This window comes from Georhizobium sp. MAB10 (genome assembly GCF_045012825.1).
Classification (GTDB): domain Bacteria; phylum Pseudomonadota; class Alphaproteobacteria; order Rhizobiales; family Rhizobiaceae; genus Georhizobium; species Georhizobium profundi.
The window spans coordinates 772,704-796,156 of record NZ_CP118314.1 but is presented as its reverse complement, the minus strand read 5'-3'; the positions used below and the strand labels follow the sequence as shown (position 1 = coordinate 796,156).

Genomic DNA, 23,453 nt, shown 5'->3' with positions numbered 1-23,453 from the left:
GTGAAACTACCATCTGGTAGTCAGCTGTGATCCCGAAAGCCGAATTCATCACGCTCGAGACCGGCTGCGTTCGCGGCCGCCAGGGCAGCGCGCAAGATGAGCGCCGGATGGCTGACAGGCAGGCTGTGCCCCGCCGCCTCGACCAAGCGGAAGCGTCCTTTCGGCAGGGTTCGCGCGAGATCTTCGACCGCATTGCGGCTGACCGTGCGGCTTTCCTCCCCATGCAGGCACAGGAAGGGCACATTGATGCAGCCCGCCTCGTCGTGCCAGTTTTCGTTGGTCAGGCGCATGTCGGCACGAAATCCGGCCCCGCGCTGCGCCCAAGCCAGCTCGAAAGCTTCCTGCAAGACTGCGGCAGCCCCATCCTGACGGAGGATAGCCTGATCGAAATCGCAGCCGTCGAAGACGAGGCGGGGAATTTCTTCGACACCTGCGCGGGCAATCTGGCTAAGCCCGAGCGCCACGATCTTGTCCATCAGACCCGGCAGATGCTGCGAGGCCCATGCATTGACGCGATGCCGCGTGGGCATGTCTGCCGTCTGCGACCAGGTCTGCATCGGCGGCGTGGCCGGCGCCGCAATGACAGCGGCTACGCGATCCGGCGCGTCGAGCGCCAGGCGCGCGGCAAAGCGGGTGCCGATGTCGTGAGCAAGCACCACCACTTTCGATAGGCAAAGCGCATCCAGAAGATCGACCGCCTGCTGCACCGCGAGCGCGACGGGATCCTGATGATCCCCAAGGACGGTATGCCCGTATCCGGGACGCTCCGGCGCGATGAGCCGCAGGCCAAGCGTCTGCGCCGCCGCAATCATGCCCGGCACGGCGGTTATACCGAACAGCGCGCCATGAAAAAAAAGGACAGGCACGCCGTCTGGCAACCCGAAATCATGTCGGGCAACCACGCCATGCCTGCCATTGTGCAGCGTTGCACCCTGCAGCCGCGGGGACGTTTCGGCAGGAACCGAGCCGGTCTGCCGGTACATCAGCGTCAAGGCATAGGCCGAAGAGATCAGCTGCTGCTGCGAATTCACCCCCATCTTGGCCATGATCGATTTCAACTGCTGGCGCACGGTGCCTTCGGTACGCCCGAGTTCGCGCGCGATGCCCTGAACCGACTTGCCTTGCATCAGTCCCTTAAGAAGCTGCCTCTCAGAAGCGGCGAGCCCCGCAGCATCGGAAAGTCGCGCGCGGATCGCGGCATCGATGCCACGCTGCACTTCGGTCAGCAACATCGGACTGTCAGCGTCCGCAGGCTGCTGGCCAAAAAGCAGGATCGTTCCGCCGGCCGGGTCGGCGACAAGCAGAGGGACCGCGCCCTTGTCCCGGTTCACGATAAACCGCTGCGCCGCCTGCGGAGACATGGCGATATCCTGCAGGCGATCCCCAAGCATGAGGCCCAGGCGCTGTTCGGCTGCGGCGTTCTGGCCGACGAGCCGACCACCACGATCGACCAGCACTTCGATCGGTCCGATCTCTGGTGTCTTGCGATCCAGGCCTGCCAGAAGCTCAGGCAAATCCTGCAGGTTCCGCGCCAAAACAGCGGCACCACCCGGATCGCTCATCGTCGCCTCGACCTCATCCACCAAGGCGCGATATTTGGCATCGATCTCCGATCTTGGCACTGCGCGTCACCGGCTTTTGTGGATCAGGGCGATAGTCGTCGTCGAGGGCACCAAGGCAAGCAATCGCAGCGGCGCGCCTCGATACGATCCACGCTGCCGACCCCACCGAATTTGCGTCTCGCAAGATCGAAGTCAAGGCTGCCGTTCGCCACATAAGTCTAATCGGAAAGCAGCCCCCGCCCTAACCAAATAGCGGCCAAATGATCCCTGCTTGGCAGCACGCTTGCGAGCATGAACAACCGCTGGATCGGCCGCCAAGGATTGCGATCCATGCCGCGATACGTCGGCATGGACATGAGCCGAATCGGAAGCATGTTTAGCAATCGAGAAGGCTCCTGAACGGCCTTCACGTAGACAACTGCGGACAGAGCGGGACAGTTCGAGCTGACGGACAGGGGGGGGACTCTATGCCAAAACTGCCCGAGTCAGGGCTCTACCGAGCAATCGCCGCACGCATGCTCGAACAGCGGCTACGGGCAAAGGTCTCATCCGAGCCCCGATTCAGGGTTCTCGAAAGCGGCATCGACTTACCCGTGCTCGATGAGGCCGAGCGCATGCTGGCGCTGAACGAGTGGTCCTCGTTGTCGAGTCTGGCGGTTGATCCGGATCGAAGGGCGACGCGCCATTATCGTCCCGACCTGATCGTCATCGAGAGACAGACGAGCCGCGCGATCATTGTTGACGTCAAACGGTCTCTCTCGTCTTATTCCGGCAACAGACAGCTCAATCACCTGAAGAACCGAATGTTGGCGGCGGCCTTGGTCGCGCCGCAGATCCTATACACCGAGCATCAGCGAACTATGGTGACGCGTACCGAGATCGCCATCCTTGATCTGGCTGACAGTCGCTCTTCGTACGGGGACGGCATTTTCGGTCTCTGCCATTTAGACGCGTTGCTCGGTATGCCCGGCCTCGCGGCTGATCTGCAGCAATGCCGCGTTGTCTATCGTGCAGCTGTCGACGCGCTTTTGAGAGAGATTGCGATCGGCACTTTCAGCCTGTCTCGGCTCACACCGATGGCCGATTCAGATTTGTCATCTGGCGACGCCGCATTGACCGACGTTGATGACGACGACGATCTCGGTAACGGCACGAAGCGAATACCCCAACACCGCCGGGCCGCGACCATGGCCCCTGTCGGACTCGCGCGGCTGCACCCGATCAGCGCTAGCGCCTGAGGCGCAGGGGCTCGGCCCCTGCCCTTCTCCACTCATCCCTCATCATCGTTTGAACTGCGCCGCGCCAACACGAGCAGCGGCAGCAGCGGAGCTGTGTCATGCAAAAATCTATCCACCCTCCTGTCGGAACCACTGCCGAGGACGCGTCCGACGAACACCTTTCTCATCCCGTCCAGCAAACCCCTGCTCGGTCACCCGCTGGCTCTCAACACCCACGTGGAGCTGACGATCAGGTCGTCGGGCAAGCACGTCTTGCATCCGGCAAGACCCGTCTCGTTTCTGCGTTGCCAGATGCTGCAGTGCTCATCGGGCTTGCCATGCAATTCGCACGGATGGGCAATTTCCGCCCAGGTTCTGTTCCTAACGTGATCCTGACGCAACTCGGATGGCACGGGCTGGCGGGGGATCACGCCGCCCTTCTCGTCCTCAGCCACATCCACCGTCGCGCGCTTCTGCACATCACCGATCCAGAAGGACGCGTCCGGCTCCAGCCAAACACCAACAGCTTGATCGGAGGTGCAGCATGAAAGCCTACGCTCTGTTTCCTCGACGCATCACCGATCAGTCGCAGCGGCAGGAGCGCAAGAGCTTCATGAGCCTTGCGCGTTTCCTGCGCCGCGCCATGATCGTTCGCGCCCTTCGCAATGAAGTGGCGTTCCGCTCCGGCCAACCGGGCCGCTTTATCTTGCTCGTCCCGCCTGGCTTTGAGCCCAAGACACTGGTCAGCGCTGCGAGGCGCGCGTTGTCTGAGTGTAAGCCCGATCTCCAGGATTTATTCGAGTATGACGTCGACCCAGTGGATGCCGAGACGTCTTCCATTTGGCTTGAGGATCTGCCCGTCCGGCTGATGGAGATGCCGAGGTATCTGCTGCTGACGCATAGTCTAGATTTCATCCCCCACCGATGCCGCCTAGGTTTTGACGCTGTGCTGCAAATGCAGCCTCCGACGCCCGCTCACTGGCGGGCGGCGCTGAAAGTGTGTCTCGGCCTGGCCGCCACAAACGCGGAGATCGATCGTATTGCGCGCCTGCCGATTGATCTCGTCGCGCTTGCGACGGGGCGACGGAGATCAGTCACAGAGATCATCGATGAAGTCGAAGCGGCTATCGCGGAAGACGGTGCGAAAGAGAGTCGGTTAAAGCAGCCCGACGCATCATCGCGGCAGCCGCGTTCGATGACGCTTCAGGAACTTTCTGGCTATGGACCTGCGCAAACATGGGGCCTCGACCTCGCGTCTGACCTGGCTGCATGGAAAGCCGGAGAGCTCGCCTGGGCCGACGTCGATCGTGGCGTCCTTCTGTGCGGACCGCCCGGGACAGGCAAGACGACTTTTGCAGCGGCACTGTCGAAGAGCTGCGAGGCGCATCTCGTCGCGGCGTCTGTTGCACGATGGCAAGCGACCGGTCATCTCGGTGATCTCCTCAAGGCCATGCGCAAGGATTTTGCGGAGGCCCGCAAACATGCACCGAGCATTCTGTTCATCGACGAGTTCGACTCGATCGGTGACCGCGCAAGGTTCAGTGACCATCACGCCAGCTATTCGATCCAGGTCGTCAACGGTTTGCTTGAATGCATCGACGGGCTTGATGATCGCGAAGGCGTTGTCATTGTCGGGGCATGTAATCACAGCGACGGGATCGACCCCGCGCTTCTGCGCCCTGGACGCCTAGATCGGCAGATCGACATCCCACTCCCTGATGAGACTGCAAGACGAGTGATCTTGCGTGTCCATCAGCCGGATGGGCTGGCAGATGACGTCGTCGAGAAGATCGCGTCCGTGACCGATGGCTGGTCGGGTGCTGACCTCGAAGCGCTCTGTCGCCGAGCGAGGCGACGTGCGCGGAAAGAACGCCGGGCCGTTGTCGTCGGCGATTTCATGGCGGAGCTCCCCGAAGAGATCATCGTGCCCGACGAGCTCGTAGAAGTCATGGCGATCCATGAAGCCGGACATGCTGTGGTGGCGTCTGCACTCGGGCGCGGCGTCGAGTTGATTGAGATCAACCGCACCCTCAGACGCAAACATGCTGGGCCAGGCGGCCACGTCACGATTCAGCAGCAGCCGCTGAAGCGGCGATCACGTGCAAGCTATCTAGAAGAGGTCACCATTCTGATGGCCGGGATGGCAGCGGAGACTGTGTTTTTCGGGGATCATGCCGACGGCGCGGGAGCCGTGCCCAGCAGCGATTTGCAGCGGGTGACCGATCTCGCCACGATGATGGAAGCGTGTCTGGGATTTGGGCCATCTTTGGTCTTCCATGACGCACAAGACGCGTTCTCTTTGGATAGACTTCGTCGCTCCGACCTCAAACTCAAAGAGCGCGTGGATGCCGTCCTGAAGACCAGCCTGAAGACCGCAACGGATTTGATCGCTGGTGATCGGCAGTTCGTAAAGTCGATCGCAAGGCATTTGATCCGCCGTGGATCGATGCAAGGTCATGAAGTGAGGCCGCTCATCGAACGGCAACGGAAGGCCGGAAAGCGAAGGGCGGCGATCAAAGCTGTGAACGCAGCATGATCGTGACCCGAGGAGCAAGGCATCGACAGCAGATCACTGCTCTTTGGTTGCCCCTCGCCGCCCTGTCCATAGGCAGCGCCTTGAGATTTTTGATTCATCTCTGAACGACGTTTACAGGCCCGGCAAAGTCGACCGCAAGAATGCCAAGTGTTGACATGAAGGCACAGCCGACCTTTGCCGAGGGGCCTTTATCCGACACGTCGGCTCCCTGCCCGATGCCTCTACCAACGCGAAGGCTTGTCCCACACAGCATGGCTATGAAGGCGTTTCGATTTGGGTGCGGGGCAGGCTCAATTGAGATGATGTCTCCGCACATCTTCTCGATGCGTGCTTCGGCGATTCAAAGATCGATATCCGCGATTCTCGACGCGACAAATCCGATTCACAGGCGAACGGCGTTTGCTCATGCCCCGGCATTGACGTGCGGCGGGAAGCTGCCCGAAGGACGCCAAGCAAGTCCGTTCGGTCGAAGGGCAAATGGATGCGTCCGTTCGTTTGGATGGTCCGTTTCGGACGCTGTCCAACCGGCATGCCCGAGCCAGGACGTCAGTGACGGGATACCGGCTGTTGCCGCTCCCGACAGCGATGATTCACGACGTGACTTTGGTGATTCTTCGATGAACGCCGTTTACAGGCTGACCGACGGCTTCGCCTAGCGGCGTCAGTGTTGACATCACGGCCGAATATTCACCTCCTGAGGATCACGGTTCCTGGGACCGAAAGCCATTTTTGGTCGCTCGCGGTCTGAGCCGACCGACGACAGCAGCTCCTGCAGGTCGTGTTGCCTGAAGGCATTTCGATTTGCGGGCACATTCAGACACATCGATCTGATTTTTACGATTTGTATCGCTGTCGATATTTTTGATTCCAGCTTCGACAAAACCGATTCACGGAATGGACGCCGTTTGCCGTGAGTGGCTGTTGTAGCACCGCGAGGGCCCTTGATGGATTTTTGGCAAGCGCATTCCCTGATCCACATTGATGGCTCTCGGCATTGCGCCGATGGAATTTTCGGCACACCATTTTTGCAGGGGCATCCCGCCCCTCGCGCTTGCCAATGATAAACCTGCTCATCCTGATCGCGACCGCTTTCAGCTCCCACCACTGCCGAACCGCACGTGCCTGCTATGATCGGCGCACTCCAATTTCCGTCTGCCCCCATGTCAACATTGGCAAGGGTGGACTGCCCACATGACGAGAACTCTTGAAACACGGCCGACCGGCACTCGCCAAGCAGCCACCCGGCGGCGGGAGCAGCGTGAGCGACAGCAGGCTTACCGTGACGAGATGCGGGAGATGCGACGCCCTGATCGGGACGACGTTGCACGTGTCTGGCTTTGGCGATCGATCAGGATGGCGAAAATGGCCAAACAGGAACACCGAGACTGGATGTACGAGACGATCTTGGAAGCGCTGGCTGGCCAGGGTTTCGATAAGCGCCAAAGCCAGCTAGCCCTGGACGAGCTGATCGAGCGCTATGGCCAGGCTGCCAAGCCCCCGTTTCGCAGAAAGGGACACCTGAGCGATATGGCTGACTGACATGAGCAGCCGGGGTTGCCCACCGCGCCCAAGGATTACGAGACGACCTTGTAAACGTCGTTCAACGCCAATCCCCGCATTCCCCCCGTTACTCCCTGTTTTAGAAACGCGATTCTCCAGATGTGAATCAGAGAATTCAGGTGATCCAGGTGCTGCGGCGCTCGGATCGAGTTGCCATTCCAGCAATGGCGTCATCTGTCAGACCATTCGGATTGCATCGCCCATGCGGTTTGGAGCCGGAGCGATACCGATCAGATGAAGTCGGTCAATCATCCGCGCTTCAAGCGAAAATTTCCAAAGAACTCAATCTCGAGCACGGCTGGCAGCTGCCCAACAGGCTGGCCATGTCGGGGGCAGGAGCCCGTTCAACTTCACACTGGTCAAATGGCAGCAGGTACGCCTCCTCAAGATCGAACCGCGTGAGGTCGAACAGATTTTCCAGGACGTCCGGCGCGTTCTGACAATGCGAAGAGCTTGGCCATGCGCTCGCTGGGCGCAGTTCCTATTAACCGCGGTACATGCACAATGCCCGCGAAGCTTCAGCAATTTTCCGAGCTGAGGGTATCAAAGATTGCTCCAGGGCGGGACTGAAAGGGATTGGAGTATCCGGGCGCGTGATGCGCGAGATCGGGGCCTTCAGATAATCAAACCCCCGCTCGACGACAGTCGCCGCGATTTCAGATGCCGCACTTGCTCGCTGTGGTACTTCGTCCGCAATGACCAGGCGCCCGGTCCGCTTCACTGATGCAAGGATCGTTTCCTCATCGAACGGCACCAACGTCCTTGGATCTATGACTTCGGCCTCGATGCCCTCTTCAGCGAGTTCTACCGAGGCCTCCAACGCATGATGCACACAAATTGACAGAGCCACGATAGTAACGTCACGACCAGGCCGTTTGATGTCCGCTTTACCGAACGGGATTGGGGCGCGAGACGGTGGCACGTCAGACTCAATGCCTAGTATCTTCGCATGAGAGAAGATCATGGTGGGATTGGGACTCGCAATAGCTGTTCGGATCAGGCCGTAGACATCGGAGGCCATCGAGGGAATGACAATCTCCACACCAGGAGCATTCCAAAGCATGGCGTGAGGGCTCTGACTATGCTGAGGCGCGCCTGCACCACGAACGCCTTCAAGGCAGTGGTAGGTAACCGGAACCTGAAGTTTGCCACCGGACATGTAATGCCCGTTAGCGGCTTCGTTCACGATCTGAGTCCACGCAAGATAGACAAAGCTGCCGGTCAGCAAATCAACAAAAGGTCGGGCTCCCGCCATTGCAGCACCTGCGCCAACAGAGGCGACGCCGCCTTCGGCTGTCGGTGGGTCTAGCACGCGGTCCGGATACTGATGGCGAAGTTCCTCCGTCAGATGCCGCTCTGGTCCAAGACCCAAGGGCGCACTTCCGATCAGTGTCACCATCCGGTCGTCGGACATACTATCTAGGAGCGCATCCACGAAAGCGGCGGCATAAGTCTTCTGGTGCGGCATTCAGGCGGCTCCCTGCGCGAACACGAAATCTGTGGCTGTAGCGAGTTCGGGGTAAGGCGACTGGTGGACCCGCTCCACGACTGCTCTCATGTGGGCTTGGGTCTGCTCGTCAAGCAGTTCGATCTGCATCCGAGCTGAGTGATCGTCCTGCAAAATTTGCCGCGCAAGTTTGAGCACAGGATCGTTATGGCGATACCAGTATGAATGTGGACCGTCATCGATCTTGGTTCGTCCCGTTGCCATGCCGATGTCGGTGATGCCGGTGGCAAGCTCAGGCCAGAGCGGCGCGCTGCCAGCCCAGCGGCGGGTCACCGTTTCGATAAAAAGGGGCCCCTTGCCCGCACGGCAATGCGCCGCCGCATGAGCAACTACACGATGCACCTCTTCGACTTCGGTTCCATCAACTCTGATAGCTTCGATGCCGAGCGACCCAGGGATGCTGCGCAGATCATTGGCAGCGTGCACCAGCGTTGGATAGCCGCCTTTGGCCATGCCAAGCGCATCGGCGCTGTTGTTCTCGCAGATGAAGATCACTGGCAAGCCCCAGAGAGCGGCGATATTGAGGCACTCGAACGCGATACCCTCCTCCAGCGCCCCGTCACCGAAAAACGCAGCAGTCAGACTGCCATCTCCCTTCAGCTTACAAGCATATCCGCCGCCGGCCGCAAGCCCGACTACACTGCCGACCACACCGGAGGTCTGCAGAAAGCCGAGCTCGGGATCGCACAGATGTATCGTGCCGCCTCGGCCGCGATTGATGCCATTGGCCCTCCCCATGATTTCAGCCAGACATGCTTCCGGATCTGCGCCTCGCGCTAATACATGGCCGTGGTTGCGGTGCGTCGTTGCAATCTTGTCGCTCGGACCAAGGGCCGCCATAGCGCCGACGCCCGTCGCCTCTTGGCCGATATAAAGATGGTAGTGCCCGGGAAAGGCCTTTTCGGCGCCGGCAGTAGCGACCGCTTCCTCGAAGCGGCGGATCAACATCATCTGCTTCAGGAACGTCCAGCGGCGCTGTCGGATTTCATCATTCATGGGCTGTCGTCCTCTCGATCCGGCCAGCGATGACCGACCAGCAGTTCTTTGACCTTTGCCACGATCCGGCTCTCGTCGGGCTGAACCAGCGGCTCGAGCGTTCGGCTGATCGGTACGGGGATGTTCTCAGCGCAAAGCCGGATCACTGGGGCGTCGAGCCAATCAAATGCGGCTTCGTTGATGCTTTGGGCGATTTCCGCGCCGGCGCCGTATTGCTGCGCACCGCCATCGACAACCAGCGCGCGGTTGGTGCGCCTGACCGAGCACGCGATGGTCTCGACGTCGAGCGGCAGAAGCGTGCGCGGATCGACAACCTCAATCTCGATACCATCCTCTGATAGGCGCTCGGCGGCCTTCAGCGCATGTTGTACCATCCGCCCGACAGCGACGACGGTGAGGTCTCGGCCTCCACGCGCGACGACCGCCTGGCCAAGAGGAACGAGCGAGGTCTCGCCCACTGCTACCGGGCCTTTGAGACCGTAGAGCATGCGGTCCTCGAAGATGAGCACCGGGTTTGCGTCGCGGATCGCCGATTTGTAGAGACCCTTCGCGTCCGCAGGGGTGGAAGGTACGGCAACCTTCAACCCTGGAACGTGGCATGCCCAAGCGTACAGCGACTGCGAGTGCTGCGGCCCCAGGCTGGAGCCCGTGCCCATCGTCGTGCGCACGACGAGCGGTACGGTGAACTGGCCATTCGACATATATGCTACCTTGGCCGCCTGATTGACGAGCTGATCCATGATCAGCGTCATGAAGTCGCCGAACATCACCTCAAAGACCGGCCGCATGCCGGTCATCGCGGCGCCGACAGCCATCCCGAACGCTCCCGGCTCTGATATCGGTGTATCGATGACCCGCTCGGCGCCGAATTCGATGAAAAGGCCCTCGGTCTGCTTGAAGACGCCGCCGGCCTTGCCGATGTCTTCGCCCATGAGAAAGACGCCGGCATCGTTTCGCATCTCTTCCGCCAATGCGTCGATGATCGCGCTGCGATAGGTGCTGATGGACGTCTCAGCCATGAAGCTGAACCCTCAGGTCGAGGCTTTCCGGTGCAGGAGAGGCCTTCGCGAACTGAACTGCCGCCTGAATCTCCTCCTCGACGGACGCCTCGATGTCCTGAAGCACCGCGGGCGAGGCGATTTCAGCCGCTTTTAAGTGCATGGCGAGCTTCGGGATGGGATCGCGATCGCGCCAGAGCCGCGCATCTTCCTCGCTCTTGTAATCCTGCCTGTCGCCGGCGTGGTGTCCGCCGAACCTGTAAGTGTTGCAGAGAAGAAACGACGGGCCGCCGCCTCGGCGGGCGCGGTCGCGGGCTTCAACAAAAGCGGCACTGACCGCAAGAACATCCATTCCGTCGACCTCGACCGAGGGGATGTCGTAGACTTGCCCGCGCGATAGAAGGCTCTGACCGGCGGTCACATCCTCTATTGCCGTGAATTCACCGAAGCCGTTGTTCTCACAAACGAAGACGACTGGCAGCGACCAGATAGCAGCCATGTTCATGCATTCGGGAACGAGGCCTTGATTGAGAGCGCCATCCCCGAAATATGCGACTGCGATCTGCTCCGTGCCCCGGGCCTTGGCTGACAGCGCGGCGCCGGCGGCAAGTGGGATGCCGCCGCCGACGATGCCGTTTGTGCCGAGATTGCCGTTCTCCCGATCAAAGATGTGCATGGAGCCCGACCGGCCGCCGCAATAGCCGGTTTGTCGACCCAGTATTTCGGCCATTAGCAGATGGGGCCGCGCGCCCTTGGCAAGGCAATGTCCGTGCCCGCGGTGGTGACTGGCGATGTAGTCGTCCTTGCGAAGATGCATGCAGGTGCCCGCATTGGTGGCTTCCTGTCCTGCGCAAAGATGGACGAGGCCCGGGACGAGGCCGCCCTGCGACAATGAGCGAACCTGTTCCTCAAAATACCTGATCAGCAACATCATCCGATAGGTTTCGACCAGGAATTTACGCCGCAGATGGTCATGCTCATCAGCCGGTGGAGCGGAAGACGTGATCACCAGACCGGCTCCGAAATGTCGCCGGATGTACCCTCGCGAAGCTGGAGCCGCAGCTCGTGGCCGTCGAGATAAGTGGCCTCGCCTCTCAAGAGCGTATCTTCGAAATAAATCCAGAGGCTCATGGGAATGAGCAGCGTCTTTCCGGTTGCTGGCGCGCCGAAGAATTCGCCGGTGGGTGCGCCTGAAAAATAGCCGTTGCCCACGATCACATCGTCGGAGATCACCCATCGCTTGGCGAAAAAGCCCTGGCCGGAAAAAGTTTCCATACGCCGCTTGTAGAATGCTCGAACTTCGTCGAAGCCGCGCACGTTCAAACCGGTTGCATACATGATCTGAAACGGATCGTTGCGCGTCATTGTTGCCATGGTCGCGTCAAGATCACCCGACCATTCCGCTACCGTGTGCTCTTCGAGGCGTCGCCAGTTCGCGTCAGCCTTGGCACCGCCCGCCATAATGCGTTCGGCGGAAAAATCGAAGGGGCCGGTATCAACCATCGTCGTTCTCCTTGACTGTCTTCGTTCAGTAGGCACGCTGGCCGCCATCGACCGGGATGACGGCACCTGAAATGCCGGAGGCAGCGCGTGAACAGAGAAAGGCGACCACCGCGGCCACCTCCACCGGCGTGACCAGCCGTCCGAAAGGGGTCAGCTTTTCCAAAGCCTGATTGCCACCTTGCCTCGCTCTTGCTGCAATGCCGGCACCGCGCATCGGCATGCTCAAATAACCGGGCTGCACACAATTCACGCGAACTTCGCGTTCGGCGAGCGCAATGGCAAAAGACCTGGTCATCGCCTCGATGCCGCCCTTTGTTGCTTGATAGGCAAAGGCATTACGGGTGCGGCCCATTGATGCCGTCACGCTGGAAAGGTTTACGATAGCGCCGCCATCGACAATTTTTGGGCCCGCTTCAGCGCAAAGACGCGCGACGCTCAACAGATTGATGTCGACGATCTTGGAAAAAGCTGCGGCGTCGAAATCGGGGAAAGCCGTTTCGACCATGACCCCGTGAGCATTGATTAGTGCAGTGAGGCGGCCCATGCCAGCAGCTGTTTCCACGGCTTCCGCGACACTCGCAACCGATGTGACGTCGATCTGCCGGTAGATCACTCCATCCAGATCCTCGGACGGCGCCTCGATGTCGCAGGAGAGGCACGACCAACCTTCGACGGCCAGGATGCGGCAGGTCTCAAGCCCGATTGATCCGGCACCACCTGCAACGAGCGCGACTCTCGGCAGATCAGCCATTGAAATCGCCATTCAGGGTCTGGCCATCGACATAAACCGTCTCCCCAAGGATCAATCCATCACGAAAATCGACGACAATGACGGCGGGCGCCGAAAGCAGCTTGGCGGTCGTTTCAACCTGACCGAAGCTGCCGCGAGGTTCGACTGCCAGCGTGCCTTCAACATGAATGCAGTCATCCGTGACAATAACGCGATCGAAATGCTTCATCGCGGGTCCCGGCCAACTGCTAAAGCGGCTCAGGTAATAGGCCCGTACCGCTTCGTGACCGTTCACGTCCACGCCGAACGCCGGAATACGCTGCCACGGATTCTTTGGGTGGATGGTCGCCATTGTTGCTTCGATGTCGCCGTTCCACTCCACGAGGAAATGGCGCTCCATCATCATTTTGTTGCTGCGCGCAGCCTCAGTGTTCGCGATGAAGAAGCTGCCACGCACCCAGCGCTCAAGCCGCACGTCATCAGCGGTGAAGGTTACCATCGGATATGTCCTCCCGCGCAGAGGCTATGGCCGAGAGCAAAGTTTCAGCAAATTCAAAAAAGGAATTGTCCGTATTGACGTGGCGAATATAAATCGGTTGCGACAGATGAGGCCGTACGATGCATAATCCCAACACGTTCGACCTGAACTTATTGAGGGTGTTTGATGCACTGCTGCGTGACGGCAGCGTTTCGGCCGCAGCAAACCGCGTCGGCCTCTCGCAGCCGGCGGTGAGCAACGCGCTGCAGCGCCTGCGCATGATCTTAGGAGACCCGCTGTTCGTCCGCACTCGTCGCGGCATGGAGCCAACTGCGTTTGCGCTGCGGCTTTGTGATCCCGTCCAACAGGGGTTGGCACAGATACGATCGGGACTTTCCCAGGTCGTCACCTTTGATCCGATGACATCGGAGCGCACCTTCACCCTGTTGATGAACGACGTTGGCGCCGCCGCCTTCCTGCCTGAAGTGATGCGCAAGCTGGCGCTAGCCGCGCCGCGGGTAAACATGCGCGTAACGGAACTCGACCATGCCGATTACGAGGATAGTCTCGATCGGGGCGAGGCGGATCTGGCGATCGGCCGGGTGATGCTGTCGAGCAGCTTCTGCTCGGAATATCTGGTCAAGAGCGTGTATGTCGCGGTTCTCCGTAGCGATCATCCGGCATTACGCCGACGTCGCGGCGTCAGGCCGGAGCTGACGGAAGAAGCATATGTTTCAGCGCCTCACGTCATTGTTAGCCCGCGGGGCGCGACGGGCAATCTCGTTGAGCGGGCGCTTTATCAGCGCCGGCCGGACCCACGCATCGTGCTCGATGTGCCGCATGCGACATCATTGATGAACATTCTGCCCGGCACGGACCTCGTCGCGACCGTGCCCGATCGCTGCGTCGCTTTCCTCTGCCGCGACAGGCGGTTAACTTGGGCGCACATTCCGATCTCGCTCGAGCCTAACATGGTCTATCAGTGGTGGCACAAGCGCCAAGACTACGATGCCGGACACCGCTGGCTTCGCTCCTTCACCGCCGAGGCCATTCGCATCGACACCAGATAATGCGTTGCGGAAACCAGTATTCACGCTGTGAATGGGATTTATTCGCTATTGCAATTTGCCTGACATGGCAGAAATCCTCACCATCCGCTTCGATCCGTCCGTCGCCGTGGAGGAGACATCGCTTCGGTGGGATCTTGGAGGAAGCCGGCCTTTCGCGCGTGCGTTTCCGGCTGACAAGCTTGGGAGGATCATGCCCGTGAGTATCCGTATTTCCGTCGCGGCGCTCAGCGCTGCCTGTGCCATGTCGCTCGCCTTGCCGGCCAGCGCCCAGACGACGCTGGAGATCAGCGTCTATCACAACGAACAAGACAATTTTGGCGACACGATGCGCTGGTGGATCGACGAGATCGCCGCCCGCACCGAGGGCCGGATTGTCATCGAGCCGGTCTATAACGGCGCGCTAGCCAAGGTCACCGAAACCCTCGACGCAGTTCGCGACGGCGTTGTGCCGATGGGCATCGGTCTCGCCTCCTTCATGTCCGGCGCGGTGCCGGCGCTCGGCTATGCCGAGATGATCGGCGGGCTGCCGGCGACCGCAGAGGATGCCAGCGCGGCCTTTGTCGAAATCTGGCCGGACGTCACAGCAGCATTGGAACCCCAGGGCGTCGTGCCATTGTGGGGCCAGACGGCGTTCGGAACCGGCGTGATCTGCCGCGACGGGTTCCTGCAGTCAGCGGAAGACTGGCAGGGGCAAACGGTGCGTGCCGCAGGCCGCTGGCAGTCCAAGCAGGTGGAAGCGATGGGCGCGAGCCCGGTGCCAATCGACACCGGTGAGATCTATGTCGCCCTGCAGAACGGCACCGTAAACTGCGCCCTGATGAACCCGACCGTGACCGCAGCTTTGCGCCTCTACGAGGTGGCTCCTTATTACACCAACCTCAACCTGCCGTCGAACATCGTCACCTACATGATCAACCGGGATATCTGGAACGATCTTTCGGAGGAAGATCGCGCGATCATTGAGGAGGTCTCGGCCGAGGCGACGGCCCGTGCTGTACCCTACATCATGGAAAAGATGGACGAGCAGATCGCCGCCATCGAAGCGGGTGGGGGTCAGGTTCACGTGGGTACCCAGAAAGAAACCCAGGCGTTTCTCGATGCTTCGCTTCCGATCTTCGAGGAGATCGGAGCGGCGAGCGGCGATGTAGGCATTTCACTGGAAGAGAAGCTGAGCGTCTACTGGTAGCACGACGATGAACGGTGCGCCGGAATGGTTCAAGCACTATGAGCGGGCGGTGAAGTCGGTCAATCGCGCTTTCGCCGCCGCCGCTTCCCTGCTGACTCTGATCATCGTGATGCTGGTTCTTCTAGCCGTTGCGACCCGCATCGGCGGATCGCCAGCGCTCTGGCCTTACGACGTTGCCCAGTTCACGCTTGTCTATGTCGTGTTTTTGGCCATGGCGCCGGCGCTGGAGAGCGGCCATCATGTCGTCGTCGAACTCTTCGACGGCTTGGTGCCGGGCACGATCCGACCATTCGTCGGCCACGTCGCCATGGCGCTCGTGATCCTCTTCGGCGCGATCTTTCTCTGGCACCTCTACCGGGTGACGGCGCGTGCTTTCGACGACGACCGGCTAGCGGTCGCGGCGATCGCGATCCCCTTGAAATGGGTCTATCTGATCGGCCCGATCGGCATTGCGCAATTCATCCTGACGGCGCTGATGGGCTTCGGACGGGCGACCTGGCCGTCCGCTGCTGCGTTTACCGCGCGTCCCGATCATTGAAGCCAACTGGACGCTGAGGTAGCGGAGAGACCCATGGAAGCGATCGTTTGGTTTGCGAGTTTTGTCGCTTCTTTGATATTGCTGATGGCCGTGAGGGTGCCAGTCGCCGTGGGAATGGGCCTGATCGGGATCGCCGCAACATGGATTTTCGTGTCCGGCGGCGCTGTCAGCCAACTGGCCAATATCGCTTACTCTCAGTCAGCAAGCTTCATTCTCGTCGTAGTGCCACTTTTCATCCTGATGGGTGAAGTGATCGCCCTCAGCGGCCTCGGAACCTCGCTTTTCAGGGCCGCTGCAATTTGGACAAGACGCCTGCCAGGCGGACTTGCGGTGGGGACCATCGGCGCCTGTGCGGGCTTTGCCTCTGTTTGCGGGTCTAGCCCTGTCACGGCGGCAACGATCGGCGCCATCTCGGTACCTGAGATGATCCGAAATGGCTACAGTCGGCGGCTCGCCTTTGGAGCGACGGCGGCCGGCGGCACTCTCGGCATCCTTATCCCGCCCTCGGTGCCTATGATCCTCTATGGCGTGATCACCGAAACATCGATCGGCAAACTATTCGTCGCTGGCATCCTGCCTGGCATCATGATGGCATGTCTTCTTTGTGCACTCATCGTCATCCAGGTGATGCTGAAACCAGAGATCGCGCCACGTGTCACAAGACGAGTGCCAATCGTGGAGAAGATGCGTGCATCCGGCGAGGCAGCCCCCGTTGTTCTGATTGCGCTCGCAGTAATCGTTTCGATCTACTTCGGATTTGCAACCCCTACCGAGGCCGGAGCTGTTGGCGCGGCTGCCGCCATTGTCACTGCGTTGGCAATGCGGAAACTAAGGATCAGCCTGCTGGCCCGCGCACTCGACAACACGGTGCGTACAACCGCAATGTTCATGCTCCTTCTAATTGGGGGCCTATTCTCGTCCTTTGCGCTGACACGCCTTGGCGTACCGCAAGAGATGTCTAATTTTCTGACTTCGCTAGACGTTGCGCCTTGGATCATCATCGTCGTCATTAACGTCTTCCTGCTGATCCTTGGCATGTTTCTGGACCCGCTAAGCATCCTTGTGATTGTCGTGCCAATCTTCCTGAAGGCAGTCGTCGCGCTCGGCTACGATCCGATATGGTTCGGCATCATCATCACCATTCAGATCGAGATCGCTGCTATTACCCCACCACTCGGCTTCAACCTATTTGTTTTGAAGCGCGTGGTCCCTGATGGCGTTTTCTCCGACATTGTTGGTGGATCATTAATCTTTGTTATCCCGTTGCTCATTGGCATAGCCCTATTGATGGCCTTCCCCCAGATCGCACTATTCCTGCCGGGCCTGATCTAACTTAGCTTCAGGATGGCCCCACGGGCCACTGCTCACAAGATTGAGCTCGTGGTCGCCAATCCCTAACCAGCATGTCTCCCCACAACTCGCCGCTTTTCATGTCCCTCTAGTCAATCGATCAATGCGGTTTGATGCGACGGCGAAGACGCCCGTCAATGATGTGCGCGCGATACCCTCAACACTATAGAGAGGGATGCATCTATATATTTGACTGATCGTTCCCGACACGCAATTCCTCTCCTGTCATCAGGGAGGCAGTCTTATGGAGCGGATCACTCAGGCCGAGCGCATGCTCATCGGCGGGGAACTGGTTGAGGGCGGAAGCGGTGAATGGTCGATTTCGGTCAACCCGGCCACCGAAGAACCGATCGGCCGCGTACCCGTTGCGACCCGCGATGACGTCGAGCGCGCCGTGGTCGCCTCAGAGAAGGCATGGCCCGAATGGGCGGCGCGCACGCCGATGGATCGCGCCCAGGTCATGAACCGATTTGCCGACGCGATCGCGGCGCGGGCGGACGAAATTTTGCGCGTGGAGGTGACAGACACCGGCAACACGATCCGACCGATGCGGATGATCGACGTTCCGACCGCGGTGGAATCCTTGCGCTACTATGCCGGCCTTGGTCCGGATCTCCGCGGCGAAACGATTCCCGCCACGCGCGATCACATCCATATGACGATGCATGAGCCCTATGGGGTCGTGGCGCGCATCGCGCCGTTCAATCACCCCGTGATGTTCGCCGTTGCGCGGACTGCCGCAGCTTTGGCAGCCGGCAACGCCGTGATCGTCAAGCCGCCGGAGACGTCGCCGCTATCGGCCATGATCCTTGCCGAGATCGCCAAAGAGGTTCTTCCAGCCGGTCTGTTCAATATCGTCACCGGCGACGGGCGCGGCGCCGGCGATGCCATCGTTCGGCATCCGCGCATCAAGCGCATCGCCTTCATCGGTTCACCGGTCACGGGCCGCGCCATCCAGCGCGCCGCAGCCGAGGTGACGGTCAAGCACATCTCATTGGAGCTCGGCGGCAAGAACCCGATGATCGTCTTTCCCGACTGCGATCCGGAGAAGATCGCGGATGCGGCCGTCGCCGGCATGAACTTTTCCTGGCAGGGGCAAAGTTGCGGATCGCTCAGCCGGCTCCTTCTGCACGAGGACATTCACGACCGGGTACTCAAGGCGGTGGTCGAACGGGTGTCGGCGCTTAAGCTCGGCGATCCCTTGAGCGAAACCACGGATGTCGGACCGGTCAATTCCGAGGTCCACATGAAGCGTATCCTCGAGCATTGCGCCGCCGCTGATGCCGATGGAGCGCGCAAGATGCTCGGCGGCGGAAGGCCGGCGGGCAAGCAATTCGAAAAGGGCTATTGGGTCGCCCCGACCGTCTATGCCGACATCACGCCAGCGCACCGGCTTTGGCAAAACGAAGTCTTTGGCCCGGTGCTCGCCGTCAGCAAATGGAAGTCCTTCGACCAGGCTGTGGAAATGGCCAATTCCACCGAATACGGGCTGACCGGGGCGATCTGGACGAACGATATCCGCGATGCGCTCCGCATGGCGCGCAAGGTCCGCTCGGGTCATTTGTGGATCAACGGGGCGAGCATGCACTTCCTCGGCGTCCCATTCGGCGGGATGAAAACCAGCGGCGTCGGTCGCGAGGAAGGTCGCGAAGAACTTTACAGCTACACCGAGACCAAAACCATCAACATCATGCTCTGACGGGATCGCCATGCAGGACAAGACACAGAACCAGACGCCTGAATGGGGCTCCGACGTCTTCGCTGAGACGCTGCGCGCGCTTGGCATGCGCTACATCGCACTCAACCCGGGCGCCAGTTATCGCGGCATCCATGACAGCCTGGTGAATTTCACCAACGACGACCCGGAAATTCTCCTTTGCATCCATGAGGAAGCGGCCGTCGCGATCGCCCACGGCTGGGCCAAGATCACCGGCCGGGCAATGGCCGTAGCGCTTCATTCAAATGTCGGGCTGATGCACGGTTCGATGGGCATCTTCAACGCCTTCTGCGACCGGGTACCGATGATGGTGATTGGGGCTACGGGACCACTCGATGCTGCCAAACGGCGGCCTTGGATCGAGTGGATCCATACCGCGCAGGACCAAGGCGCATTGGTACGCGACTTCATCAAGTGGGACGATCAACCCGGCAGCGTCGCGGCAGCACGTGAGGCCTTGCTTCAGGGCACTGCTATCGCGGAAACCGCCCCGCGCGGGCCCGTGTACGTCAACGTTGATGCGGCGCTTCAGGAAGAGAAAGTCGTGACGGCACTGGCTCCGATCGATGTTCGCCGTCGCGGCGCACCAGTTTCAACAGACCCGGCTGCAGAACTCGTTGCGTCAGCTGTCGCAATGCTTGGAGATGCAAAGAACATCGTGATGCTGATGGGCCGGATGTCGCGCGACTTAGACGACTGGACCCGCCGCATCGCATTGGCCGAACATCTTGGCGCCCGCGTGATCACGGATTTTAAGACCGGATCGACTTTCCCGACAGTTCACCCTGCGACTGTTGGCAAAGCAGGTTACTTTCCCGATGCCGATGCAAAGGCTGCGATTGCTGCCGCCGATCTGATCATCAATCTGGACTGGCTGGATTTCGGCGGAACATTGCGGTCGGTCTTCACCGATGGGGTCGTGCCTGCGAAGATCATCTCGGCATCGCTCGACAGTTACGCCCATCGCGGCTGGTCGAAGGATGGCGGCGCGCCGTTCCCGGCAGACATCGCCTTCATGAATGAACCGGACCGCGTGATTGCGGCGCTTGCTGCGGCCCTGGATCTTCCGGAAGCCACCTCGCCCGGTCTGCCTGAGCAGCCCGAACTCCCGACTGGCGATATACTGACGCCACAGGACATTGCTGCTCTCCTGCGTTCAAAGCTTGATGCTCACAGGCCCTGTCTTATCCGTGGGCCATTGAGCTGGACAGGAGCGGACTGGCCGGTCGACCATCCGCTCGGCGCACTCGGCTACGACGGTGGTGGCGGTATCGGCTCAGGCTGCGGCATGGCCGTCGGCGCGGCGCTCGCGCTGCGCGATACAGAAAGCGACCGGCTGCCGTTGGCGGTACTCGGCGATGGCGACTTCCTGATGAATGCATCCGCTCTCTGGACCGGCATCAACAAGAACGTTCCGCTTCTCGTTATCGTTCTCAACAACCGCTCCTTCTACAATGACGAAGTGCACCAGGAGACCGTCGCCAAGCACAGGAGTCGCCCACCCGAGAATAAGCACGTGGGCATCGTCATGAATGATCCAGATATCGACATTAGCGCCATCGCTCGCGGGTTCGGCGCCTTCAGTCCTGGATTGGTACGTGGTGCCGATGCGCTGCTTCGGACGCTGGACGAGGCGCTTGCCGTCGTATCCGATGGCGGAACCGCAGTCATAGAAATCGACACAGCAAAGGGTTATGCGCCTTCCATGGTCGGGGCTCTGCGCAGCGGCTCCTGACCCTTTAACCCGCGGCTCAGCTCTTCCATCAGCGATACCTGGAAATGGGAGAGCTGCTTGCCCCGTCGCTTGACGAGATAGACGGGGACCCGCAGTTCCATTCCCGGCGTCATGATCACGCGCAGTGTACCCGCGTCCAACTCGTCAGATACGGACGAACGAAACAGAAAGGCGGCGCCAGCGCCGGCGCGCACCGCCTGCTTGATGGACTCGGCGTGCCCGAATTCCATGGCAATGTGCTCGCGTTTCACGCCGTACCGCGCAAGACAATGCTCTTCGATCTCGCGTCGAGGCGTACCGGATTGCGCGGTGATGAAGGGCAGCTTGGTCAGTTGGGATGAACTAAGGTTGCTGCCACCGATCTTTGATTTGCTGGATGCGACGAGGATCAATTCCTCGTCCATGACCTTCTCGACCTCAAGACCCGCAGTCTCGTGGCGTGGATCCAGAATAGTATAGGCGAAATCGCAGTCACCGATATGGACGGCGTCCGTTACCGACACCGGCGTCGCCACACGCACCGAGATCTCTCCCTTCGGATAGATTTCGTGGAACTGCGAGATCAAACCCGGCAGAACATAGGAGCCGAGCGTCATGGATGCGCCTACGGTTGCTTTACCGACGAATCCGCGCTGAAAATCGGCCATTTCGCGTTCCATTTCGCGTGTGCGGCTCACGATCTCACGTGCCCAGCTATAGACCCGTTGCCCCTCCTCCGTAAGAGTGACTTTACGTCCTGTGCTTCCCGTTAGCGGCGCGCCAAACTTCTCAGCGAGCGCTTTCACATGCGCCGAGACCACCGGCTGAGCGATGCCCATACGTTCCGCGGTACGCGAAAAACTGCCGAGTTCCACAACGAGACAGAACACCTCAAGTTTATGGATCGAGATCTGCGAGATCAATGAGCGCATGATAGCTTCCAAGCTATAGTGAGATCAGAACTATATATTCGATGCCGGGCATGCGGCAAGCTAGGCTCACTTCAGCAGATGGAGGGCCATAAGCATGAACCAGCAAATTACACGTCAGGGCGACGCAGCAGTTTTAGACGCGACATTGACCGCACTGGTCATCGCGAACCGAATTCTCGCGCGAGAGGACGTCATCGACGATTTCGGGCATATCAGCGTCCGTAATCCGCTCAACCCGAACACATATTTTCTATCGCGGTCTCGCAGCCCCGCTGTCGTAACCCGCGGGGATATCATGGAATTCACGCTGGACGGAGAGCTCGTCGGCGACGATCACCGCCGGCCATATGCGGAGCGCCACATCCATGGCGCGATTTACAAGGATCGCCCAGACGTCAATTCGGTGACGCACCACCATGCCAGGTCGGTTCTGCCGTTCACGATGGTCGACATCTCACTGCGACCGATGTTCCATATGGCGTCGGTCATCGGCAAGGACATCCACACCTGGGACAGCCAGGACGAGTTCGGCGATACCAACATGCTGGTAGACAGCATGGAGATGGGCCACTCGCTCGCGCGCACGCTCGGCAACAACCGCGTTGCGCTGCTGCGTGGCCATGGCTGCATTTGTGCGGCCGACGACATCCGCTCGGTCATCATGATTTCGATCGCGCTCAAGGACAATGCCGCACTCATCCAGCAGACGCGGCAGCTCGGTGAGGTTACGTACCTGACCGATGGCGAAATCGACATGGCCAGCAAGATGCTGCTCAGCGAAATGCCTTTGGCACGTGCCTGGGATTACTGGGTCGGCCGCGCCGGCTTCAGCGGACTTTAAGGGATGAAAGCCGGCGGATGGGAGATTTGCCGGCTAGTCTAAAAACAAGGAGGAGACCAACATGAACTATCACATTCTTTCGAGTGCTTGCGTAGCGGCAAGCCTTATGCTGACCGGCTTGGCAAACGCACAGTCGCTGGGCATCGGAGCGGGCACCCAGGGCTCGCAGAATTACGCCGTCAATGCTGGCTTCGCCGAGTTCCTGTCGCAGGAACTCGGTCTGGACGTGCGCGTGCAAGCGTATGGCGGTTCAGGTCAGTCCATGCCGCTCATCGATGCCGGCCGCCTGGATCTTCAACTGGTCCCCAGCCCCGACTTCGCTGCTGCAGCGTTCGGTGATGAGCCCTTCGATGGTCGTCCACTCGAAAACATCCGAGCGATTGGGTCTCTGAGCTCTTCGGCATACGGCTTCATGGTACGCGCTGATTCCGACTACAGAACAGTCTCCGACATCGAGGGGCTGACGATCACCTATGGCTTCGCTGCGCAACCGACACTTCGCCTACAGGTCGATGGCATTCTCGCCGCCGGCGGTCTCTCAATCGACGACATGCGTGCCAGCAATGTGCCTTCGGTGCCAAATGGCGTCGACGACTTGATCTCGGGGAATGTGGATGTTGCATTCTTCGCCCTCCAAGGGGGAAAAACCCGTGAAGCCGACGCAGCAATCGGCATTCGCTGGCTTGCCGTGGAGGAAACGCCTGAAGCTGAAGCCGCGATGCAGGAGTTCGTCCCGACGTCATACATCAAGGTTGTGCCAGGTGGATCTGCACCCGGGGTCGAAGAAGACACACCCATGATGGGCTACGATTACGTGCTGACCGGCGGGGCTCATCTCGACGACGACGTGGTGCGCCAAATTGTTGAACTCCTGCATGACAACCCGGAAAAGGTGCGTGGGATCCTCAATACATTTGCCGAGTTCGAACCGGCTGAGATGGCACCGCAATTCGAGGGCATCGAATATCATCCGGCAGCGTCTGCCTATTACCAAGAAATCGGCTTGGTGGACTGAGGT

The 23,453-nt window shown here is 60.0% G+C and carries 21 protein-coding genes; 12 read left to right on the top strand and 9 right to left on the bottom strand.

Annotated elements, in window-relative coordinates; translation table 11 throughout:
- Positions 1–20: 20 nt before the first annotated feature.
- Positions 21–1,622 carry an alpha/beta fold hydrolase gene (locus PU133_RS03645; RefSeq protein ID WP_404863531.1) on the bottom strand — a complete coding sequence of 534 codons (1,602 nt, stop codon included), beginning with the start codon at positions 1,620–1,622 and terminating at the stop codon, positions 21–23.
- A gap of 407 nt (positions 1,623–2,029) precedes the next feature.
- Between PU133_RS03645 and PU133_RS03640 the strand changes: the two genes are divergently transcribed.
- The 4 genes from PU133_RS03640 (at position 2,030) to PU133_RS03625 (ending at position 6,854) form a co-directional block, all read left to right on the top strand.
- The gene (locus PU133_RS03640; protein WP_404863530.1) at positions 2,030–2,800 is read left to right on the top strand and encodes a hypothetical protein; all 771 of its coding nucleotides are present in this window, start codon (positions 2,030–2,032) and stop codon (positions 2,798–2,800) included.
- A 98-nt stretch (positions 2,801–2,898) separates the two neighbouring features.
- Positions 2,899–3,327 carry a hypothetical protein gene (locus PU133_RS03635; RefSeq protein ID WP_404863529.1) on the top strand — a complete coding sequence of 143 codons (429 nt, stop codon included), beginning with the start codon at positions 2,899–2,901 and terminating at the stop codon, positions 3,325–3,327.
- Positions 3,324–5,315: an AAA family ATPase gene (locus PU133_RS03630; protein WP_404863528.1), complete on the top strand. Its 1,992-nt coding sequence runs from the start codon at positions 3,324–3,326 to the stop codon at positions 5,313–5,315. The genes PU133_RS03635 and PU133_RS03630 overlap by 4 nt, the downstream gene beginning before the upstream one ends.
- Positions 5,316–6,677: 1,362 nt before the next feature.
- Entirely contained in the window at positions 6,678–6,854 is a 177-nt protein-coding gene (locus PU133_RS03625) for a hypothetical protein (RefSeq protein ID WP_404863527.1), read from the top strand.
- A gap of 505 nt (positions 6,855–7,359) precedes the next feature.
- Here the strand turns inward: PU133_RS03625 and PU133_RS03620 are convergent.
- From PU133_RS03620 to PU133_RS03590, 7 genes are read right to left on the bottom strand one after another with little or no spacing between them, the layout of a single operon-like run.
- On the bottom strand, positions 7,360–8,343 hold the full coding sequence (locus PU133_RS03620) for an alpha-ketoacid dehydrogenase subunit beta (RefSeq protein WP_404863526.1): 984 nt from the start codon (positions 8,341–8,343) through the stop codon (positions 7,360–7,362).
- Positions 8,344–9,378, bottom strand: coding sequence for a thiamine pyrophosphate-dependent dehydrogenase E1 component subunit alpha (locus tag PU133_RS03615; protein ID WP_126007792.1), 1,035 nt, complete (start codon positions 9,376–9,378; stop codon positions 8,344–8,346).
- Positions 9,375–10,397 (bottom strand): alpha-ketoacid dehydrogenase subunit beta, encoded by a 1,023-nt coding sequence (locus tag PU133_RS03610; RefSeq protein WP_404863525.1) that lies wholly within the window; start codon positions 10,395–10,397, stop codon positions 9,375–9,377. The genes PU133_RS03615 and PU133_RS03610 overlap by 4 nt, the downstream gene beginning before the upstream one ends.
- Positions 10,390–11,385 (bottom strand): thiamine pyrophosphate-dependent dehydrogenase E1 component subunit alpha, encoded by a 996-nt coding sequence (locus PU133_RS03605; protein WP_404863524.1) that lies wholly within the window; start codon positions 11,383–11,385, stop codon positions 10,390–10,392. The genes PU133_RS03610 and PU133_RS03605 overlap by 8 nt, the downstream gene beginning before the upstream one ends.
- Positions 11,382–11,879: a hypothetical protein gene (locus PU133_RS03600; protein WP_126007788.1), complete on the bottom strand. Its 498-nt coding sequence runs from the start codon at positions 11,877–11,879 to the stop codon at positions 11,382–11,384. The genes PU133_RS03605 and PU133_RS03600 overlap by 4 nt, the downstream gene beginning before the upstream one ends.
- Before the next feature lie 25 nt (positions 11,880–11,904).
- Complete coding sequence (locus tag PU133_RS03595) at positions 11,905–12,630, bottom strand: SDR family NAD(P)-dependent oxidoreductase (protein WP_404863523.1); 726 nt, start codon at positions 12,628–12,630, stop codon at positions 11,905–11,907.
- A complete protein-coding gene (locus PU133_RS03590; RefSeq protein ID WP_404863522.1) occupies positions 12,623–13,108 on the bottom strand; it encodes a nuclear transport factor 2 family protein in 486 nt (161 codons plus the stop codon). Before PU133_RS03590 ends, PU133_RS03595 begins: the two co-directional genes overlap by 8 nt.
- Before the next feature lie 119 nt (positions 13,109–13,227).
- Between PU133_RS03590 and PU133_RS03585 the strand changes: the two genes are divergently transcribed.
- The 6 genes from PU133_RS03585 (at position 13,228) to PU133_RS03560 (ending at position 20,683) form a co-directional block, all read left to right on the top strand.
- Positions 13,228–14,157: a LysR family transcriptional regulator gene (locus PU133_RS03585; RefSeq protein WP_404863521.1), complete on the top strand. Its 930-nt coding sequence runs from the start codon at positions 13,228–13,230 to the stop codon at positions 14,155–14,157.
- Between the two features lie 196 nt (positions 14,158–14,353).
- Positions 14,354–15,343: a TRAP transporter substrate-binding protein gene (locus PU133_RS03580; protein WP_404863520.1), complete on the top strand. Its 990-nt coding sequence runs from the start codon at positions 14,354–14,356 to the stop codon at positions 15,341–15,343.
- 7 nt (positions 15,344–15,350) lie between these two features.
- Entirely contained in the window at positions 15,351–15,881 is a 531-nt protein-coding gene (locus PU133_RS03575; protein WP_404863519.1) for a TRAP transporter small permease, read from the top strand.
- A 33-nt stretch (positions 15,882–15,914) separates the two neighbouring features.
- Positions 15,915–17,213 carry a TRAP transporter large permease gene (locus PU133_RS03570; protein WP_126007774.1) on the top strand — a complete coding sequence of 433 codons (1,299 nt, stop codon included), beginning with the start codon at positions 15,915–15,917 and terminating at the stop codon, positions 17,211–17,213.
- A 262-nt stretch (positions 17,214–17,475) separates the two neighbouring features.
- Positions 17,476–18,930: an aldehyde dehydrogenase family protein gene (locus PU133_RS03565; RefSeq protein WP_404863518.1), complete on the top strand. Its 1,455-nt coding sequence runs from the start codon at positions 17,476–17,478 to the stop codon at positions 18,928–18,930.
- A 10-nt stretch (positions 18,931–18,940) separates the two neighbouring features.
- A complete protein-coding gene (locus tag PU133_RS03560) occupies positions 18,941–20,683 on the top strand; it encodes a thiamine pyrophosphate-binding protein (protein ID WP_404863517.1) in 1,743 nt (580 codons plus the stop codon).
- Here the strand turns inward: PU133_RS03560 and PU133_RS03555 are convergent.
- Complete coding sequence (locus PU133_RS03555; RefSeq protein ID WP_404863516.1) at positions 20,641–21,594, bottom strand: LysR family transcriptional regulator; 954 nt, start codon at positions 21,592–21,594, stop codon at positions 20,641–20,643. The two genes, PU133_RS03560 and PU133_RS03555, sit on opposite strands and share 43 nt — an antisense overlap.
- Before the next feature lie 94 nt (positions 21,595–21,688).
- On the opposite strand from PU133_RS03555, the gene PU133_RS03550 reads away from it, so the two are divergent.
- Together PU133_RS03550 and PU133_RS03545 are read left to right on the top strand one after the other, a co-directional pair.
- A complete protein-coding gene (locus PU133_RS03550; RefSeq protein ID WP_404863515.1) occupies positions 21,689–22,435 on the top strand; it encodes a class II aldolase/adducin family protein in 747 nt (248 codons plus the stop codon).
- A 61-nt stretch (positions 22,436–22,496) separates the two neighbouring features.
- Positions 22,497–23,450, top strand: coding sequence for a TAXI family TRAP transporter solute-binding subunit (locus tag PU133_RS03545; RefSeq protein ID WP_404863514.1), 954 nt, complete (start codon positions 22,497–22,499; stop codon positions 23,448–23,450).
- The last annotated feature ends 3 nt before the right edge of the window (positions 23,451–23,453 follow it).

Excerpts from the sequence above, each read along its gene's own strand:
- PU133_RS03560 (WP_404863517.1), top strand. The coding sequence starts at position 18,941 with ATGCAGGACAAGACACAGAACCAGACGCCTGAATGGGGCTCCGACGTC.
- PU133_RS03635 (WP_404863529.1), top strand. The coding sequence starts at position 2,899 with ATGCAAAAATCTATCCACCCTCCTGTCGGAACCACTGCCGAGGACGCG.
- PU133_RS03625 (WP_404863527.1), top strand. The coding sequence starts at position 6,678 with ATGGCCAAACAGGAACACCGAGACTGGATGTACGAGACGATCTTGGAA.
- PU133_RS03545 (WP_404863514.1), top strand. The coding sequence starts at position 22,497 with ATGAACTATCACATTCTTTCGAGTGCTTGCGTAGCGGCAAGCCTTATG.
- PU133_RS03620 (WP_404863526.1), bottom strand. The coding sequence starts at position 8,343 with ATGCCGCACCAGAAGACTTATGCCGCCGCTTTCGTGGATGCGCTCCTA.
- PU133_RS03550 (WP_404863515.1), top strand. The coding sequence starts at position 21,689 with ATGAACCAGCAAATTACACGTCAGGGCGACGCAGCAGTTTTAGACGCG.
- PU133_RS03555 (WP_404863516.1), bottom strand. The coding sequence starts at position 21,594 with ATGCGCTCATTGATCTCGCAGATCTCGATCCATAAACTTGAGGTGTTC.
- PU133_RS03590 (WP_404863522.1), bottom strand. The coding sequence starts at position 13,108 with ATGGTAACCTTCACCGCTGATGACGTGCGGCTTGAGCGCTGGGTGCGT.
- PU133_RS03595 (WP_404863523.1), bottom strand. The coding sequence starts at position 12,630 with ATGGCTGATCTGCCGAGAGTCGCGCTCGTTGCAGGTGGTGCCGGATCA.
- PU133_RS03575 (WP_404863519.1), top strand. The coding sequence starts at position 15,351 with ATGAACGGTGCGCCGGAATGGTTCAAGCACTATGAGCGGGCGGTGAAG.
- PU133_RS03630 (WP_404863528.1), top strand. The coding sequence starts at position 3,324 with ATGAAAGCCTACGCTCTGTTTCCTCGACGCATCACCGATCAGTCGCAG.
- PU133_RS03610 (WP_404863525.1), bottom strand. The coding sequence starts at position 10,397 with ATGGCTGAGACGTCCATCAGCACCTATCGCAGCGCGATCATCGACGCA.
- PU133_RS03570 (WP_126007774.1), top strand. The coding sequence starts at position 15,915 with ATGGAAGCGATCGTTTGGTTTGCGAGTTTTGTCGCTTCTTTGATATTG.
- PU133_RS03565 (WP_404863518.1), top strand. The coding sequence starts at position 17,476 with ATGGAGCGGATCACTCAGGCCGAGCGCATGCTCATCGGCGGGGAACTG.
- PU133_RS03615 (WP_126007792.1), bottom strand. The coding sequence starts at position 9,378 with ATGAATGATGAAATCCGACAGCGCCGCTGGACGTTCCTGAAGCAGATG.
- PU133_RS03600 (WP_126007788.1), bottom strand. The coding sequence starts at position 11,879 with ATGGTTGATACCGGCCCCTTCGATTTTTCCGCCGAACGCATTATGGCG.
- PU133_RS03585 (WP_404863521.1), top strand. The coding sequence starts at position 13,228 with ATGCATAATCCCAACACGTTCGACCTGAACTTATTGAGGGTGTTTGAT.
- PU133_RS03640 (WP_404863530.1), top strand. The coding sequence starts at position 2,030 with ATGCCAAAACTGCCCGAGTCAGGGCTCTACCGAGCAATCGCCGCACGC.